The 15,962-nt window shown below is 52.8% G+C and carries 19 protein-coding genes; 5 read left to right on the top strand and 14 right to left on the bottom strand.

All coding sequences use genetic code 11. The features are described from left to right. Window positions 1-2: 2 nt before the first annotated feature. The 9 genes from RHH27_RS11775 to RHH27_RS11735 form a co-directional block, all read right to left on the bottom strand. A complete protein-coding gene (locus tag RHH27_RS11775; RefSeq protein WP_302677499.1) occupies window positions 3-1,256 on the bottom strand; it encodes an HlyD family secretion protein in 1,254 nt (417 codons plus the stop codon). Then, a complete protein-coding gene (locus RHH27_RS11770; RefSeq protein WP_206200283.1) occupies window positions 1,253-1,753 on the bottom strand; it encodes a gamma-glutamylcyclotransferase family protein in 501 nt (166 codons plus the stop codon). Before RHH27_RS11770 ends, RHH27_RS11775 begins: the two co-directional genes overlap by 4 nt. Then, window positions 1,753-2,214, bottom strand: a complete 462-nt coding sequence (locus RHH27_RS11765) for a tRNA (cytidine(34)-2'-O)-methyltransferase (protein ID WP_302678352.1) — start codon at window positions 2,212-2,214, stop codon at window positions 1,753-1,755. Before RHH27_RS11765 ends, RHH27_RS11770 begins: the two co-directional genes overlap by 1 nt. A gap of 27 nt (window positions 2,215-2,241) precedes the next feature. After that, entirely contained in the window at window positions 2,242-3,048 is an 807-nt protein-coding gene (gene lpxA, locus RHH27_RS11760; RefSeq protein WP_315862932.1) for an acyl-ACP--UDP-N-acetylglucosamine O-acyltransferase, read from the bottom strand. 12 nt (window positions 3,049-3,060) lie between these two features. After that, window positions 3,061-3,522, bottom strand: coding sequence for a 3-hydroxyacyl-ACP dehydratase FabZ (gene fabZ, locus RHH27_RS11755; RefSeq protein ID WP_206200282.1), 462 nt, complete (start codon window positions 3,520-3,522; stop codon window positions 3,061-3,063). 62 nt (window positions 3,523-3,584) lie between these two features. Further along, complete coding sequence (gene lpxC, locus RHH27_RS11750; protein WP_206200281.1) at window positions 3,585-4,442, bottom strand: UDP-3-O-acyl-N-acetylglucosamine deacetylase; 858 nt, start codon at window positions 4,440-4,442, stop codon at window positions 3,585-3,587. Window positions 4,443-4,453: 11 nt separating this feature from the next. Continuing rightward, complete coding sequence (locus tag RHH27_RS11745; RefSeq protein WP_302678351.1) at window positions 4,454-6,487, bottom strand: BamA/TamA family outer membrane protein; 2,034 nt, start codon at window positions 6,485-6,487, stop codon at window positions 4,454-4,456. Window positions 6,488-6,604: 117 nt separating this feature from the next. Further along, window positions 6,605-7,186, bottom strand: a complete 582-nt coding sequence (locus tag RHH27_RS11740) for a thioredoxin family protein (RefSeq protein ID WP_206200279.1) — start codon at window positions 7,184-7,186, stop codon at window positions 6,605-6,607. Between the two features lie 182 nt (window positions 7,187-7,368). Then, window positions 7,369-7,605, bottom strand: coding sequence for a hypothetical protein (locus tag RHH27_RS11735; RefSeq protein ID WP_225901576.1), 237 nt, complete (start codon window positions 7,603-7,605; stop codon window positions 7,369-7,371). 173 nt (window positions 7,606-7,778) lie between these two features. Between RHH27_RS11735 and surE the strand changes: the two genes are divergently transcribed. Further along, window positions 7,779-8,582 carry a 5'/3'-nucleotidase SurE gene (gene surE, locus RHH27_RS11730; RefSeq protein ID WP_302677506.1) on the top strand — a complete coding sequence of 268 codons (804 nt, stop codon included), beginning with the start codon at window positions 7,779-7,781 and terminating at the stop codon, window positions 8,580-8,582. Here the strand turns inward: surE and xth are convergent. Then, complete coding sequence (gene xth, locus RHH27_RS11725) at window positions 8,568-9,353, bottom strand: exodeoxyribonuclease III (RefSeq protein ID WP_302678350.1); 786 nt, start codon at window positions 9,351-9,353, stop codon at window positions 8,568-8,570. The genes surE and xth overlap by 15 nt on opposite strands. A 102-nt stretch (window positions 9,354-9,455) precedes the next feature. Between xth and RHH27_RS11720 the strand changes: the two genes are divergently transcribed. Together RHH27_RS11720 and cax are read left to right on the top strand one after the other, a co-directional pair. Next, window positions 9,456-10,895: a DUF3084 domain-containing protein gene (locus RHH27_RS11720; RefSeq protein WP_206200276.1), complete on the top strand. Its 1,440-nt coding sequence runs from the start codon at window positions 9,456-9,458 to the stop codon at window positions 10,893-10,895. A gap of 97 nt (window positions 10,896-10,992) precedes the next feature. Further along, entirely contained in the window at window positions 10,993-12,060 is a 1,068-nt protein-coding gene (gene cax, locus RHH27_RS11715; RefSeq protein WP_206200275.1) for a calcium/proton exchanger, read from the top strand. On the opposite strand, the gene RHH27_RS11710 is transcribed toward cax, so the two are convergent. Both RHH27_RS11710 and RHH27_RS11705 read right to left on the bottom strand, forming a co-directional pair. After that, complete coding sequence (locus RHH27_RS11710) at window positions 12,057-12,902, bottom strand: transglutaminase family protein (RefSeq protein ID WP_206200274.1); 846 nt, start codon at window positions 12,900-12,902, stop codon at window positions 12,057-12,059. The two genes, cax and RHH27_RS11710, sit on opposite strands and share 4 nt — an antisense overlap. A gap of 245 nt (window positions 12,903-13,147) precedes the next feature. Then, complete coding sequence (locus RHH27_RS11705; RefSeq protein ID WP_149819587.1) at window positions 13,148-13,453, bottom strand: DUF3155 domain-containing protein; 306 nt, start codon at window positions 13,451-13,453, stop codon at window positions 13,148-13,150. Between the two features lie 273 nt (window positions 13,454-13,726). Between RHH27_RS11705 and RHH27_RS11700 the strand changes: the two genes are divergently transcribed. Together RHH27_RS11700 and RHH27_RS11695 are read left to right on the top strand one after the other, a co-directional pair. Next, window positions 13,727-13,900: a hypothetical protein gene (locus RHH27_RS11700; protein ID WP_206200273.1), complete on the top strand. Its 174-nt coding sequence runs from the start codon at window positions 13,727-13,729 to the stop codon at window positions 13,898-13,900. After that, entirely contained in the window at window positions 13,901-15,103 is a 1,203-nt protein-coding gene (locus RHH27_RS11695) for an anion transporter (RefSeq protein ID WP_206200272.1), read from the top strand. Here RHH27_RS11695 and RHH27_RS11690 read toward each other — a convergent pair. Further along, window positions 15,100-15,378, bottom strand: coding sequence for a hypothetical protein (locus tag RHH27_RS11690; protein ID WP_206200271.1), 279 nt, complete (start codon window positions 15,376-15,378; stop codon window positions 15,100-15,102). The two genes, RHH27_RS11695 and RHH27_RS11690, sit on opposite strands and share 4 nt — an antisense overlap. A gap of 68 nt (window positions 15,379-15,446) precedes the next feature. Then, window positions 15,447-15,671 carry a replication restart DNA helicase PriA gene (locus RHH27_RS11685; protein WP_149819579.1) on the bottom strand — a complete coding sequence of 75 codons (225 nt, stop codon included), beginning with the start codon at window positions 15,669-15,671 and terminating at the stop codon, window positions 15,447-15,449. Window positions 15,672-15,962 lie beyond the last annotated feature (291 nt).

Genomic DNA, 15,962 nt, shown 5'->3' with positions numbered 1-15,962 from the left:
ATTTAGCTTCTAAACACCACTTCGACACTTTGGCCCACACCACAGAAACGCTCAGCGGTTAAGTCCTCTGGTAGGTTGTAGAGTTGAACATCAACCGCCAGTTCATTGCGCACTAGATCGGGGGGGGGCACAGCCACATTTTCACCCACTTCGACTTTACCTGGCCCGCCGCGAATGGCACGGACAATCCCCGTTAGCCGGCGATCGCTCCCATCCAATAAGCGCACTGTTGCTTCCTGACCCACCCGCAGGCGAGGATTATCCCGCTCCGCCACCAAGCCCGTTGCCCAAACATCGCTACAGTCGAGAATTTTAACGATCGGATCCCCTGCGGTCAGGGGAATACCCAAATCCCCTGTTTTGTGGATCACTGACCAAACCACTGCGGTCGTCGGTACTGTCACGGGGGCAAGGCGTTGCAGGGAGAGTTGCTGTTTGATATTGGCAATTTCACGGCGTAGCTCGGCAATCGTTGTGGCCACTGCCAAGCGTTCAACCTCAATATCGACCAGTTCAACTTGCAAATCAATCAAACGGATCTGGGGAAAACTAAAGGTGCGTGATGCATCGAGTTGCAGTCCTTGGCGAGCCGCTTGTAGGGCTGTTTGTTGGCGGCGCAGTTCGGCCTGTTTACTCTCAACAAATTTCGCTGCTTGCTTGGCACGGGAAACGGCTTCATCGGCGAGTTGGCGCGCCACAGCCCCTGTTTCCACTAAGCTGGTATAGCGATCGGCTTCAATGCGGGCAATGGCCAGAGCTTCTTGGGCTTGGCGCAGTTCCCCTAGGGTACGCTGCACTGCCTCTTGGGCAAAGCGAACTTCAAGGGTTTGCTGACTCTGCTGATAGCGATCGAGTTGAGAAATCAGAGCCATACGGCTGTTGCGTTTCTGTTGCAGTCCCTGCTGCTGGGAAAGGGCGACATTGAGTCGAGTTTCTAGATTTTGGCGATCGGTTTCCAGTTGGGGATTGCGATCGTTGCGGATGGTACCAATTTCCGTACCGGCATTCAGGCGTTCGCCAGGGCGCAAGTCTTTTAGGGTTAGGGTGCCGGGGATCGTGGCATAGAGGGTAATCACTGTGCCATTGAGGTAGCCGACACGACTGACCACATTGCGCTGTCGCCACCAGAGGAGATAGACCGCTAAGCCAATAAGCGTCACCCCCAAGCCAATCCGCACTATCCGAAAAATGCGGCGCCGTTTCTCAGTTTGTGGGGGTTTGGTGGCAACTGCACTGGAAGATGATGAGGTATTCATATTCGGTTTTTCCACTGCCACAGCTCAGCAACATACTCAACAGGAAACCCATGCTCCTTTGCCCCTTGGAGAATTGTCTCTAAATAGTCGGCTGAAGGCCACAGGGTTTCATCAATAAAATCCTCCCCTGCCACATAAGTCAGAGCTGTTATCGCCTGACCCGTGGACGTTATGACTCTAACAAATTCATGGCGGTAATGTCCCCACTTAACACCTTCGTAAAAATCTAAGCGTTCAATGTCTGCTTCTGTGCAGCGATAAATCACACCCCAAACAGAACGGTGAGGATCAGGGACAACATTTGCTTTGCCAGTGCCATCATTACTGCGTTTATTGAACACAAGGCGATAGCCCCGCAGTTCAGCAACTTCAGCAGTGGGGACGGTACCGATGCGACGTTTTTTTTGGGCGGTACAGAGGTTGCTGCCGTAGGCAAAGTACCAGATACAGCCGTTGTCTAAAATATGGGAATCATCAAGGGGGAGTGATTCGGTCATCAAGCAGTTGAGGAATAGAGTTGGCGGTAAACTTCCATGAGGGCGATCGCCACCGAAGCCGAGAGATTCAAACTGCGCACCGCCGGCTGCCACATGGGAATTTTCAAAAAGGCGTCACAGGTCGCTAAGACTTCGGCGGGGATGCCATCGGGTTCGCTGCCAAAGATCAGCCAATCACTGTCAGCAAAGCTAAAGTCCCAGTAAATCTGTTGGGCTGAAGGCTCAAAGGCAATCAGACGCCCCCCGCTATGGGTAGTTTTGAGGAACGTCGGCCAGTCGGGGTGGCAGTGCAAGGTGACATAGGGCCAGTAATCAAGACCAGCTCGCTTGAGGTAGCGATCGCTGAGTTCAAAGCCCAAGGGTTCAATCAGATGCAGCGGTGTGTGGGTGGCAGCACAGGTGCGGGCAATATTGCCTGTATTCGGGGGAATTTGGGGATGGACAAGCACCACAGCAGGCATGGCGTTGAGTCAGTGGCAACTAGAGACTTAATCCGTTGTCGCCCGGCCACTGGGGGTTAAGCCGCGCCGTCCCTCTTCGCGGGCATAGGTTAAAAAGCGCTGTAGATGCTCTAAATACTCAGAAGGGGGCAGGGTTGCTAATTGGGCGATCGCTTGGGCAAGGGGCAAGTCCCGCCGATAGAGAATCCGAAAGGCTTCCTTGAGGTTGCGCATTTCTGCCTCCGTCACCCCCGCTCTTTGCAGCCCCACTTGATTGAGGGCACGAACCCGTGCGGGATGACCTTCCACCAGCATATAGGGGGGCACATCCCGATCTACCCGTGCCATGGCTCCCACCATTGCCAAGCGGCCAATATGGACAAACTGATGAATGCCCACCATACCGCCAATGCGAGCCTTTGATTCAATGCAAACATGGCCCGCGATCGAGGCCGCATTTGTAATCACCACCTGATCCTCAATCACACAATCATGGGCCACATGGACATAGGCCAGCAACAGATTGTGGTTACCAATAATTGTGGCATCCCCTTCGCCGTTGGCACGGTTGATCGTCACGAACTCGCGAATGGTGTTGTAATCCCCAATACGTAGGGCACTATTGGCACCCGTATATTTTTGATCCTGAGAAGCCGTGCCGATGATCGCTCCCGGAAAGATACGATTACCTACCCCCACCTCCGTTGGCCCTTCAATAATCACGTGGGCACCAATTTCGGTATGGGCACCAACGCGCACCTGTTCGCCAATCACGGCATAGGGGCCGACCCGAACTGTGGGATGTAGCTCGGCACTGGGATGAATGACAGCAGTAGGATGGATCAGTGTTTGCATCATTGATTGTGACTAGTCCACCAGCGAGAACATCATCTCGCCCTCACAGACCAATTGACCATTCACCTCAGCCCGTCCTTGCATTTTGCCGATGCGCTGCTGCTTGACAACAAGAAGCTCGGCCCGCAGGATTAACTGATCGCCGGGGAGGACGGGACGGCGAAAGCGCACCTTATCAATGCCCGCAAACACAGAGAGCTTATCCTTTGCCCAATTCATCTGCATCAGGACAACCCCTCCCACTTGGGCAAGGGCTTCCACAATGAGCACCCCCGGCATAATTGGGCGACCGGGAAAGTGCCCTTGGAAAAAGGGTTCGTTGATCGTGACGTTTTTCAGCCCCACGGCATACTTTTCTGGAACATAGTCAATGATGCGATCCACCAGCAGAAAGGGATAGCGATGGGGGAGCAATTGCTGGAGATCCGTTACCGTCAGCACAGTGGTGGGTGGGGAGTCAGTCAACGTTGGCATAGGGATAGGGGTCAGCTTCACATCAAAGATATACACAAATCATAGGGGAGAATGGTTGCCGACTAAACCATCTGTTGGGCGATCGCCCGTGCCAATTGGGTATGCAGATGATGACTCGCCCGATAGGCGACATAATGCGCGATGGGGGGTGTCCCTAGGAGGGCTAAATCTCCCCAAAGATCGAGTAACTTGTGGCGAACCGGTTCATCGGCAAAGCGTAACGGCGGGTTGACCCAACCACTGGCACTGCACACCAGAGCATTCTCTAAACTGCCCCCCTGAATCAGGCCTTGGCTGCGCAGATACTCCACTTGTTCGGCAAAACCAAAGGTACGGGCAGGGGCAACGGCCACCGCTAGTTCCGAAGGGGTAAAGCTACACCACTGGCGACCAATCGCCGCATAGGGGAAGTCAATGCCATAGGTGAGGCGTAGCTCAGGAGCAGGAATGGCACTGACAAAGGCTGCTCCTTCGTAAATGGTGACAGGTTCCTTCAAGATGACTGCTGGCCGAGGAATCTCCTGAGGGACAACACCGACCCTTTGAATGCCTTCTAACCAAGGTTGCGCCGAGCCATCGAGCACCGGCACCTCAGAGCCTGTGATCTCAATCGTGACATTATCAATACCAGCGATCGCCAGCGCTGCCAAGAGATGTTCAACCGTGCGCACACTGGCGCCATTGGCGACCAACTCCGTTGCCAACTGAGTGGATTGAACCGCATCAATCTGAGCAGGAATCACGGGCTGTCTCTCCAGATCAAGGCGCACAAACTGTCGCCCCGTGTTGGCGGGTGAGGGTTTCAAGGTCACTTCAACTGATTGACCAGAATGCAAACCTACCCCTGACCATTGGGCAGCCTTTCCAAGAGTTTGCTGTGCAGTTGCAGTCGGTGCCGTTGGTACAGAGGTCGTTACCATGGGTATTTCTCCTAGAAGCGCTCGCCAATGCCAAAGCTGAAGGCACTGCCCCCTTCATTATTCCAGCCAAAGTCAATGCGGATATTGCCTAGGGGGGTATTCACCCGCAGCCCTGCCCCGTAGCCTAGCCCCTCTCCGGGTTTACCGCGCACAATCCCCGGCTGACCGGGTACGCTGCGTTGGGTACCGAGCAAACTGGCCCCATCCACAAAGAGGGCGCCACCAACAATATTAAAAATGGGGAACCGATACTCTATTGTTCCTTGCACAAAGGCGCGCCCGGAGCCGATCGCCCCCTCTTCCCAACCACGTACTGAGTTAGCACCCCCAATCGTAAAGGATTCATAGGGAGGCAAATCGCCAAAAATGTTGCCCGCTTGGATATTGAAGGCAAGGGTTTGTGGCCCCTCAATGCGCAGAAACTTCACGGGGATATAGAAGCTATAACTGCCGCGCACCCGGTTCATTAAGATGTTGCCTGCCCCCACAGGGATTGACTGATCCACCCCTAAGCGAATCACCTGACCACTCGTTGGCCGCAGCGGATCATTGCGCAGGTCTCGCAGAATTGCCGCCTGCACCGTAAACAGGTCATTAAAACCACGGCAAACACCATTGTCTGGAAAGGTTAAGCAGTTGCCTGAAGCATCCGTATTAAAGCGGCTAAAACCACTGTCTAGGGAGGTAACCCGCTGATATTGCAGCCCCAAGGAACCGGTCCAAGCGGTGCGTATCTGATCCCGATCCTTCGTAAAGGGTCGCGTAAAGAAAACGGCACTCCCCAAGCGGTTAATCCGCGGAAAGTCACCATTGGGCAAGCGAACATCAATTGGGCCATTGGTGAAGGTGGTGGGCACTGTCAGGCGGTTAAAGGCACTCACGGTGTAGGAGGTGCGATAGGGATCCCCCTTAATCCAAGGATCGGTAAAGTTAATGTCAAAGAGAAACTCCCCTTCCGTCCCCCCTTGGGCTTCAACACCAAATTTCCAGTTGCGACCAAAGAGGTTGTTTTGTTGGAATGCCACTGTGCCAAATAGCCCCGCAGCGGAACTATAGCCCGCCCCAGCAGAAATACTGCCCGTATTGCGCTCTTTGATATTCAAAATCAAGTTAACCTTGCGGGGATCTTGACCGGGTTCAAGGGCAACTTGCACATCCTCAAAGAGTCCCAATTCAAAGAGGCGTCGCAAATCTGCTTGCACGGTATTTTGGTTGAGAACCACGCCGGGCTGGGTGTCCATTTCACGGCTGATCACAAAGTCACGGGTACGCTGTTTTGTCGGCTCTCCTTCTTTATTCAGGAAGCGATAGGTGACCTGTTCAACCACGCCCTCAGCCACCTGCAATGTCACAACCCCATCGGGATCGACTTGGGGTGTACCAACCACCTGCCCCAAGATATAGCCATTGTCCCTATAGAACCGGTTGATTTGCTCAATGCCAGACTGTAGCTCTCTTAGATTGAGCGTGCGACCAATTTGCGGTGCAAAAATCTCGTTGACTTTTTCTGGGGTGAGCACTTGGTTGCCCGCTACTTGAACGGCTCGCAGTACTGGATAGGGGCGCACGACAAAGGTAATCCGCACACCGAGGGGAGTATCGCTGGGGACGGCATTGACATCAGCAAAAAAGCCCGTGGCAAAGATGGCGTTGGTATCCTCTTGTAGTTGCGTGCGGGTGGTGGTACTGCCAGGGCGAGTGCGAATGACTTGATACACCAATTGCTCAAGTTCGGGTGTGGCGCCTTCAACCACCACTTCGGCAATGAGAACTTGAGGTTCATCAGCGGGGGGCTGGCTCACAGGTAGCGGGGTGGGCGGTGCTGGGGTTGCTGCGGGAGGGCTTTCAGGCACAGGCTCTGCCGCTGGTGGCGTTGGGGATGCTGGAGTTTCCGCAGGTTGGTTTTCAGGCGGCGGGGCTTCTTGGCCATGACTGGGATGCAAAGAACTGAGGGCGATCGCCACGGTTGCCATTGCCGCTGCTACCGTTTTCAGGGCAGCCCCCATTGGCTGCATTCGCACTGGCGAAAAAAGTTGGTTATTCACTGCTCACACCTAAAAAACAAATCGCGTCAACACAGCCAAACCCATTGGCATTCCTATAACAGTAGGTTAATGACTCAGAAGTGGCAACAAAAGTGCCCCCCTGTTTGCCCTTGACCCTTAGCCATAATAGGCGGGCTCATTCCCCGCTTTCCACTTGATATTACAGCCGAGACTCGGTTTTTGATCTTCGCTGGGGGTTTGACCAGCTAACACGGCATCAATGGCTGCACGCAAGTCTTTCCCAGTCACCGGTAAGCCATTCTGGGGGCGGCTATCATCGAGCTGTCCACGATACACAAGCTTGCGATCGCCATCAAACAGGAAAAAGTCCGGTGTACAGGCTGCCGTGTAAGCCTTGGCCGTTTCTTGGCTCTCGTCGTAGCAAAGCGGAAATGTAAACCCTAGTTCAGTGGCCATCGCCTTCAGGGACTCTGGGGCATCATCGGGATAGTTGGCAGCGTCATTGGCACTAATGGCAACAATCCCTAAGTCTGTGTCTTTGTAGTCGCGCCCCAGCTTCGCCAGTTCCTCTTGGACGTGTTTTACGTAGGGGCAGTGGCGACAAATAAACATCACCAGTAGGGCTTTCTTATCGGCAAAGCTACTGAGGGAAATCGTTTGCCCACTCACCACATCGGGCAGCTGAAAATCGGGAGCAACAGTACCAAGGGCAAGCATCGTGGACTCTGTCCGCGCCATAAAACCTCCTGAGAACGCTGGCAAGAGTGTTACAAATAGCAATATCGTCCCTAGTGTACTCTGTTGCGATCGTTCCTCAAAGTGGTGAGAGGAGCAACTCCCCCAACGAACGCAAAAAGCAGCAAGATCACTCCTGCTTAGATATCATCGGTTTTAATTTTTGAGCACAGAGAAAAATTGCTTTAGCCAATATAGCTTTGACGGGAGACGTGCTTCTCAAAGGTGGCTTGGGTTTGATGGAGAAGTTGCTCGCGGCTGTCGCTGGTGTGTTTCAGGGCAGGCACCAAATTGCGCGCTTGGAGTGCCATGTGCAGTTGCAAATGGGCAACGTATTCGCTGAGGTCTTCGCGGAGTAGCGGATGACTTTGATGCACAGACACAGTGTTCTCCTTCAACTGATAGTTCAGTAGGCGTTCCATAGATCCTGTCAATCCCCAAAAGCGGTCATGTCAGGAATGGTGCGTTCAAACTGTTCGGCAGGGTGGGGTGCGTCACTTAACCCTTTTAGAGGTTAACATTTCTCAGGGAGGGTGTTGCGATTTGCAATCAACTGTAATGTTTTGCCAATACTTCACGATTCAGGGGGCAGGAAATGCGGTTACTCATTGCTAATGATGATGGGGTCTTTGCCCCCGGTATTCGGGCGTTAGCAGATACGCTGGCGATCGCTGGCCATGAAGTCGTGGTTGTGTGTCCGGATCGCGAACGCTCTGCTACAGGGCATAGCCTCACGGTCTTTGATCCGATTCGCGCCGAAGTCGTTAGCGATCGCTTTCACCCCAGTATTAAGGCGTGGGCCTGCTCCGGTACCCCCTCTGACTGTGTCAAACTCGCCCTTGGTGCCCTCCTAGAGGAACCCCCAGATTTTGTCGTTTCTGGGATTAACCAAGGCTCCAACCTCGGCACGGATATTCTTTACTCCGGCACAGTGTCTGCTGCCATGGAGGGGGTGATTGAGGGAATTCCCAGTATTGCCATTAGCCTCACCAGTTTCACAGTTCATGACTTTCAGCCAGCCGCTGACTTTGCCAGTCGTCTCCTCAAGGCGCTGGAAACCGCCCCCCTGCCCCCAAAGATGCTCCTCAATGTGAATGTACCGGCGCTGCCTGCCAGTGAAATTGCTGGCGTTGTCATTACACGACAGGGGATTCGGCGCTACCATGACCTGTTCCAGAAGCGCATTGACCCTCGCGGCAAAACCTACTACTGGCTCGCTGGTGAAGTGGTTGAAGAATATCCCCAAGACCCCAATCAAGCCCCCACGGATGTGGAAGCCATTGCCCAAAATCTGATTAGTATTACGCCGTTGACCTTTGATCTTACCTACGGTCAAGGGGTGCAGGATTTAACGGAATGGCTGCGCCAGCCCACTGTACAGCCTCTATTCAATCTCTAGGATCACGGGTGCATGATCACTGGGCTTGGGTAAGCGCCGCGGGGCAGTATCAATGTAACAGTTGCAGGCCCGGGCTGTGATGCTAGGGGTAAGGTAGAGGTGATCAATGCGCCAGCCGTGATTGCGGCGAAAGGCATTAGCGCGATAATCCCACCAAGAGTAGTGCCCAGGCTCCTCGGTAAAGTGGCGAAAGGCATCGTGGAAGCCAAGGTTACGAATGGCCGCTAAAAGGTTGCGTTCGGCGTCGGTGGCTCCCACTTTTGTGGCGCGATCGCTAGCATCAAAAAGGTCTTTATCTTCTGGGGCAATATTAAAATCACCACAGAGAATCACCTCCCCTTGGGCAGTGAGCTGCTCGAGATACACATGGAGGGTTTTTAACCAGTGCAGCTTATAGTGGTATTTCTCACTGTCGTACTCTCCACCGTTGGGAATATAGACATTTACCAAGGTGACATCAGGAGCTAATTGGGCGCGAATCAGTCGTTTTTGCGTATCCAACTCACTGTGACTGGGTAATTGGGGGGCAAAGCCTGCTTCTACGCCCGCAAGAGGCTGACGACTGAGAATGGCCACCCCGTTGTAGGCCTTTTGGCCACTACAATAAACTTGATACCCACGATCCAGAAAGGGCTGACGCGGGAACTCAGCATCTGTGACTTTGGTCTCCTGAAGACAGAGATAGTCCACTCCAGTGGTGTCTAACCATTGGCACACATGGTCAAGGCGAGTGCGAATTGAGTTGACGTTCCAAGTAGCAATTTTTGGCATCGGTTGATTTCAGTCAAAGTGATTTGCCCAAACCGTTATAGGGGGCAGCATCGGCACATACTGTAGAAAGTATAGTTGGGGAGTGGCAGCAGTACCCGAAATATGGCTGGGTATGTTTTGGTGTTGGCCGTGATTATTCTTGGGGGCGCGATCGCGACGGTGGGCGATCGCCTTGGCTCAAAAGTGGGCAAAGCCCGATTGAGCTGGTTTAATTTGCGGCCTCGACAGACAGCTGTCCTGATTACCATTCTCACAGGCAGTTTAATTTCTGCCTCCACCCTTGCCATCCTCTTTGCCCTCAGCCGTGAATTGCGCGATGGCGTGCTGCGCATTGATACGATTCGCCGTCAACAAGCGGCGGCTGAACAAGAACTCGCCGAAACCCGTGCCCAAAAGGATGAAATTGAGGCGGAACTGGCACAATCCCAAATTGAACTGGCCAACATTCGCCAACGCCTTAGTCAAACCAACCAAGTCCTAGAGCAGGCCGTCAATCGTCAAACCCTCACAGAAGCAGAACTCAAGCAACTTCAAGACCGCTACACCCAAGCCCAAAAAGACCTCGAAAACTTTGAAGCCCAAGGGGCACGCCTGCGGCAAGAAATTCAGCGTTTGCAACGGGAGCGACAAGCCATCCAAGGCCGCCTCGAGGATGTGGCTAGCCAAAAAGCAGCCCTAGAAACTGCCATTCGCACGGCTCAACAGCGCCTTGCCGAGGTGGAAGGTCAAAAGGATCGTCTCCAAGCAGAGATTGATCGCATTCAGGATCAACTGGCCGTTGCCAATCAGCAGCAGCAGGTGTTACGCAATCAACAGCGCACGCTTCAGCAGGAAATTGCTGCCCTTGAGGCCAGTCGCCAACGCCTTGAGGAAAACGTGAGCATCCTTTTGCTAGGATTACGGCGGGGGACGATCGCCATTCGCACGGGGCAAGTCTTGGCCTCTGCAGTGATTCAACATGTCAAGGATCCGGCTCAGGCCACCCAAGTTATTGAAGAACTCCTGCGGGAGGCGCGGCGCAATGCCATTGTCCTGAATCGTCCCCAGAACCTCAAACCGACGGATCAGGTGATTCAAATTACCACCGAAGACGTGAACCGCCTGCGCAGCCAAATTAGTGATGGCCAGCCCTATGTGGTGCGCATTTTAGCTGCGGCCAATTATCTACAGGGGGAAAGTAACATTCTTGTGGTGCCCCAAGTGGCGCGCAATCAGGAGGTTTTCCGCGAGGGTGAGAATCTAGCTACCATTTCCTTGGATCCGAGCCAGATGACCGATGAGCAAATTTTGCAACGCTTGGATCAGTTGTTTACGGTCAGTAATCAGCGGGCGATCGCCTCGGGTGTCCTCCCCGATCCTGTGACTGGCAGTGTTGGCTCCTTTCGCCAAATTGAACTGGTGAAATTTGTCCTCGACCTCAAAGATCACCAAGGGACGATTGATATTAGTGCAGTTACCCCCACCTCTGTTTATACCGCTGGCCCTCTCACCCTTTCCCTTGTCGCCCGCCAAAATCAGCGGGTGATCCTGCGCAGTGGTTAGGCATCAGCATCATTTCCCGCGAATTGGGCTGGATTCATCAAACCGCAGGCTAGGATAGAGGAGATTTTTCTCCGTTCACCATGTAAGGGGTGCCCCCATGAAGCGACTGGTTTCGATTGGTTTTTTGGTGTTTATTCCCCTCTCTATTGCCGCTGAAAAACTGGCATGGGGTGCCCTCACGGTCTTTATTTTGGCAGCACTGGCGATCGTGCCCTTGGCGATTTGGTTGAGCACCGCAACAGAGGAGGTGGCACTTGCCACGGGGCCGACGATCGGTGGCCTCTTGAATGCCCTCTTTGGCAATGCAACGGAACTGATTATTGCTATTGTGGCGCTGCGAGCGGGTTTAGTAGATATTGTCAAAGCCAGTATTACGGGCACCCTGATGGCGAACCTTTTGCTGGTGATGGGGTTATCCATGCTGCTGGGGGGCATTCGCTACAAGGAGCAATCCTTTGCCCCAGTGGTGGCACGGGTGAATGCTTCCTCGATGACGGTGGCGATCGCCGCGATTCTCCTACCGGCAATGGTCATTTACACCTCCAGCAGTGTGCCGCCAACCGCAATTTCCAAAATGTCAGTGGTGGCCGCCATCATTCTGATTCTGGTCTATGGACTAACGTTACTCTTTTCTTTGAAAACCCACAGCTATCTTTACGATGTCAGTCAGGTGGAACTGGGGGACGAAGCGGGGCACCATGAAAAGCCGAACCTGCCCCTGTGGATCACGGTTCTAATGATTGCCACGATTGGCGTAGCCTTTGAGTCAGAAATTTTTGTCGGCGCAGTTGAAGCAGCAACGGAGGGCTTGGGTCTAACGCCCCTATTTACTGGGGTCATCCTCTTGCCGTTGGTGGGCGGTGCAGCGGAATATGTGACTGCGGTGGGGGTTGCCCTGAAAAACAATATGGATTTGTCCGTGTCCATCGCCTTGGGTTCATCCCTCTTGGTGGCGCTCTTGGTGGCACCTGTGCTGGTGCTGATTGGCCAGTTTATTGGTCAGCCGATGGATTTAAACTTTAGTCTTTTTGAAGTGGTGACGGTGATTATTGCGGTCGTGATTGCTAATGTGATTAGCCTAGATGGCCGCTCCAACTGGCTGGAGGGGGCGCTGCTGTTGGCCACCTATGGGATTCTCGGCACCGCCTTTTTCTTCCATACCTAGGAGAGGCGCTGAATCTGTAGTTGATAGGTCATGGTTGAGGTCACCCCTTGTCCCCGCAGGGTACCTTGAATGGGGGCAGCATCCGTCGGATCAGCGGCAGCCACAAGGGCAATGTGGCGATCGCTCACCGCTAGGCCGTGGGTGGGATCATAGCCGCGCCAGCCTGCCCCCGGCAAATACACTTCTACCCAAGCATGGAGGTGCCGTTCAGGATTATCCAAGTCTCCTTCCTGATAGCCACTGACAAACCGCGCCGCTAAGCCCACAGCCCGACAGGCATGGATAAACAAGACGGCTGTATCGCGACAGGAACCCATTTGTTTTGCCCAAGTCACACAGGGGGGCCAAGGGGCACCGGTTTCACGAATTTGGTGCTGACAGGTACGGTAAATTTTGTTATTGAGGTCACTGAGAAATGTGAGGACACTGCCATCGCCACTGGCTAAAATTTGCCAAGCCAATTCATAGGCAACAGGATCCACTGACGGTGATAGATAGGGATGCAAGCTAGTTGCCAGTCGCTGCGGATAGTTAAAAGGGAGGGTGACTGCCCACGAGTCAAGCAGATAGTTAAAGGGGTTGTCGCAATAGGTTTCTACTTCAGAGGTGACCTGAATCATCAGGGAGGTGGTGGGCTGTGGTGACCACCAGTAGCGTTGAATGTGATTGCCATGGACATCGAGGACAGTACTTTGGCCTTGGGGAGTTGGTAAAATTTGGAGGGAGAGCGATCGCAGGCGTTGGTGGCCATCACTACGCGGGATCAAGCGTAAATCATGGGGGGCAAGGGCAACAGGGGCGCTGTAGGTGTAGCTAGTTTGATGATAAATGCGGTATTCCATTTCATATCTAAAAGGAAGCCGCCCGAACCAATAACTGTCCAGGCGGGGTGTGGTGTGAGGAGTGAACGGAAACGTGCGTCTCCGCTATTTCTATTGTAGGGGACAGTTTCCAAATTGCCATAAGTAAATGGCGTAAAAAGATCAAATCTTTAGACCACACCCTAGATCCTCTCACTACCAAAGCAAAAAGAGTCAAGAACAGATCCTGACTCCTCAATAAAACAGATGTTTGTAAAAAAAACAGCCTAACGAGTCGTGGCTGCCATTTTCTCTTCTGCCAGTTCCCTTAGGCTAGGGAATAAAAAGTGGTTTTCTTCAACGTACTGCGCACCAAACAAGCCCTTTTCTGCCCAGAAGTAGCGATCGGTGGTGTGCTCATTCCGCTTAACAAGAAGTAAAGCGGGTGGGGTGATCCCCTTGGCTTGAATAAATTTTCGTGCCGCTGTCACAGGTTTATCTTCGCCACTTTCGATGCTATATTGAGGTACGCACTCAAGGATTTTGCGTCCTTCGAGACGCCGCCGGCTCTTCCGCTTCCGTCTTCTGGCCAAGTTGCCTTACCTCCTTTGCCTTCAAAGAACTGTTATTGAGTTTACAAAAGTCGCCCTTTAGTATATCTGGTGTATCCTAGAATTTCAACTTTCCTTAATTTATCGAAACACGATTTATTGACGGGACAACGATCCCCAGCTTAGGATCAACGCTTTGCTGATCCCAGTGACCCCACTATAGCAAATTGTGCCACTTGAGAAAGTGGTTCCTTCCATTTGCCCCACAGCCAATGGGCTACCCTAGAGAACGACTGTCTAAGCTGCTGAACCCCTATGATGAGCCAACGCTTAGTGCAACGGGTGCTCGAAACCCAAGTGTTAACCTCAGCCATTGAAAACCAAATTTCCCAACTGTTGTGGAAGCGGGAATATGACGGTGATGACATGGCAGCGCTTGGGGAATTGCTCGATGCCCTAGAGGCCAAGAAAATTCAAACCCAACAGTAGGTGCTGCGGTCTCTCCTGCAACTTCTGATCCTTGCCCTCAGCTACAGTGCCTTAGCCCTTGGGGGGGTGCCGGGGCTATGTATGAATCGCGCAACGATCGCCCTTGTGAGTGCGGCTCTTTTGATTGCCTTAGGGGCGATTGATCTACCCACTGCATGGCAAGCCATTGATCCCCAGACCATTGTGTTTCTGTTGAGCATGATGATTGTCAATGCTTATCTGGGCTTGAGCGGCTTTTTTCAAATAGCGATGGTGACGGTGGTGCGCTTTAGTGGCAGTCCCTTGGGGCTACTGGTGTTTCTCACTGTAGCTACAGGAATGTTGTCGGCGGTCTTTCTCAACGACACCCTTGCCCTTGTGACGACGCCTTTAACCCTGCGCATTACCCATGTCTTGGGCTTAAATCCAGTGCCCTATCTGCTGGCGATCGCCGCGGCAACGAATATCGGTTCTGTGGCCACCCTCAGCGGCAACCCCCAAAATATCCTCGTGGGATCGTTTTCCGAGTTAGGATATCTGCCGTTTGCCCAAGTGATGGTTCCCGTCGCAGTGCTGGGGTTAGGGCTGCAAGTGGCTTGGTTGGGGTGGCTCTATCCGGAGGTGCGATCGCGCCAACCCTGTACATTGGCTACGCTCCAACCGGTGCAGGTGCAAAAAGGGTTACTCCACAAGACACTGATTGTCTCTGGGCTGATGTTTTTGGCCTTTCTGCTCGGCTTTCCCTTGGCAGAATCCTCTCTTTTGGCGGCAGCAGCTTTACTGGTCACCCGTCGGGTGAAGCCAGAGCGCATCCTTGCTCAGGTGGATTGGTCACTATTGGTTCTGTTTGCGGGTCTGTTTATTCTTACCCGCTGTATTCAAAACTTTGATTTATTAGCCGTTTTGCGCCCTTGGGTGAATCAGCCCTTGCCCCTCGTGGTGATTACAGCACTGCTGTCAAATTTAATTTCTAACGTGCCCACGGTGCTGCTGCTCGCACAGTTTATCCCCAAAGGTGCCGATCAACTCTGGTACCTACTGGCAGCCACAAGTACCCTCGCGGGCAATCTTACGCTTTTTGGTGCTGTGGCTAATTTAATTACAGTTGAGGCCGCTGCTAGCTCAGGACAGCGGTTTTCCTTTTGGCAGCACTTGCGCTTTGGTGCACCGCTCACAGTGTTGACGCTGGCGATCGCCTACGTTTGGATCGTGAGTCAGACCTAGGGGCTAAAGGTTGGGGTCGTTGCTCCAGAGGCACTCTCAAAGTAGGCCACGTCAGACAGAATAACAGGCGCATCGGATTCAGGAATGGGCTGCCCTTGACTGAGATAGCCGACACAGCCATTCATCAGGCTATAGACAAAAATCACGCCTCCCGCTGAGATGGCCACGAGGCCACTGGCCAGCAGTAAGGAAAAATCCCGGAGGCGGTAGGCACCGTGGAGGAGTCGCACCGACCACAGCACCAATGCCAGTACCAGTAGAAGTAAGATAGCCATATGTAAACTATCTTAACAACTCTCAGGATTTTCCTCATCAATCTTTAGATTCTTCTAATGAATTCTTGCTAGCACAGTGCCCGTGTTCGCTCTATGGTGCAGGTGAGATTGGCGCCATACTGACCCACATGGGTAATTTCAGGCGTGTAGGCCTCTAGCACCCGTCCTGTGCGATCGCACATCGTTAGGACGTAATCACAGTGGGGACACTGGGTGTGACTCACGGAGCCATAGCGTTGGCGAAGGGCTAATTTACCACAGTGAGGACAGTGAATCGTTTGCATGGTAACCATAGTTAAATAATCCTTAAATTCTTTTTGGTGTGTAGGAACTTGTGATAAAAGGCGTTGCGCAAATCTGCGTTTCAAAACAACAAAACTCAACAAATAGTATTGCGCAACATTAAGGGAGTTTATGAGAGAGGACACTTTTTATTATGGATGGATTTTCTAGCGATGGCAATGATCCCAATGTTAAAAAATATGCTAATTCGACGGGGATCAAGGAATTCTACAAATGGCCTTAGAGAAACTTGCTTCGCTTTTCTGAGAGGTGATTGACCTTTATTACAGCCCTTTTCACAA

Origin of the sequence: Thermosynechococcus sp. PP555 (genome assembly GCF_031583225.1) — a bacterium.
Lineage (GTDB): Bacteria > Cyanobacteriota > Cyanobacteriia > Thermosynechococcales > Thermosynechococcaceae > Thermosynechococcus.
This window is presented reverse-complemented; position numbering and strand designations above follow the sequence as displayed.

Coding starts and splice junctions, on each gene's coding strand:
- RHH27_RS11775 (WP_302677499.1), bottom strand. CDS start 1,256: ATGAATACCTCATCATCTTCCAGTGCAGTTGCCACCAAACCCCCACAA.
- RHH27_RS11770 (WP_206200283.1), bottom strand. CDS start 1,753: ATGACCGAATCACTCCCCCTTGATGATTCCCATATTTTAGACAACGGC.
- RHH27_RS11765 (WP_302678352.1), bottom strand. CDS start 2,214: ATGCCTGCTGTGGTGCTTGTCCATCCCCAAATTCCCCCGAATACAGGC.
- lpxA (WP_315862932.1), bottom strand. CDS start 3,048: ATGCAAACACTGATCCATCCTACTGCTGTCATTCATCCCAGTGCCGAG.
- fabZ (WP_206200282.1), bottom strand. CDS start 3,522: ATGCCAACGTTGACTGACTCCCCACCCACCACTGTGCTGACGGTAACG.
- lpxC (WP_206200281.1), bottom strand. CDS start 4,442: ATGGTAACGACCTCTGTACCAACGGCACCGACTGCAACTGCACAGCAA.
- RHH27_RS11740 (WP_206200279.1), bottom strand. CDS start 7,186: ATGGCGCGGACAGAGTCCACGATGCTTGCCCTTGGTACTGTTGCTCCC.
- RHH27_RS11735 (WP_225901576.1), bottom strand. CDS start 7,605: ATGGAACGCCTACTGAACTATCAGTTGAAGGAGAACACTGTGTCTGTG.
- surE (WP_302677506.1), top strand. CDS start 7,779: ATGCGGTTACTCATTGCTAATGATGATGGGGTCTTTGCCCCCGGTATT.
- xth (WP_302678350.1), bottom strand. CDS start 9,353: ATGCCAAAAATTGCTACTTGGAACGTCAACTCAATTCGCACTCGCCTT.
- RHH27_RS11720 (WP_206200276.1), top strand. CDS start 9,456: ATGGCTGGGTATGTTTTGGTGTTGGCCGTGATTATTCTTGGGGGCGCG.
- cax (WP_206200275.1), top strand. CDS start 10,993: ATGAAGCGACTGGTTTCGATTGGTTTTTTGGTGTTTATTCCCCTCTCT.
- RHH27_RS11710 (WP_206200274.1), bottom strand. CDS start 12,902: ATGGAATACCGCATTTATCATCAAACTAGCTACACCTACAGCGCCCCT.
- RHH27_RS11700 (WP_206200273.1), top strand. CDS start 13,727: ATGATGAGCCAACGCTTAGTGCAACGGGTGCTCGAAACCCAAGTGTTA.
- RHH27_RS11690 (WP_206200271.1), bottom strand. CDS start 15,378: ATGGCTATCTTACTTCTACTGGTACTGGCATTGGTGCTGTGGTCGGTG.
- RHH27_RS11685 (WP_149819579.1), bottom strand. CDS start 15,671: ATGGTTACCATGCAAACGATTCACTGTCCTCACTGTGGTAAATTAGCC.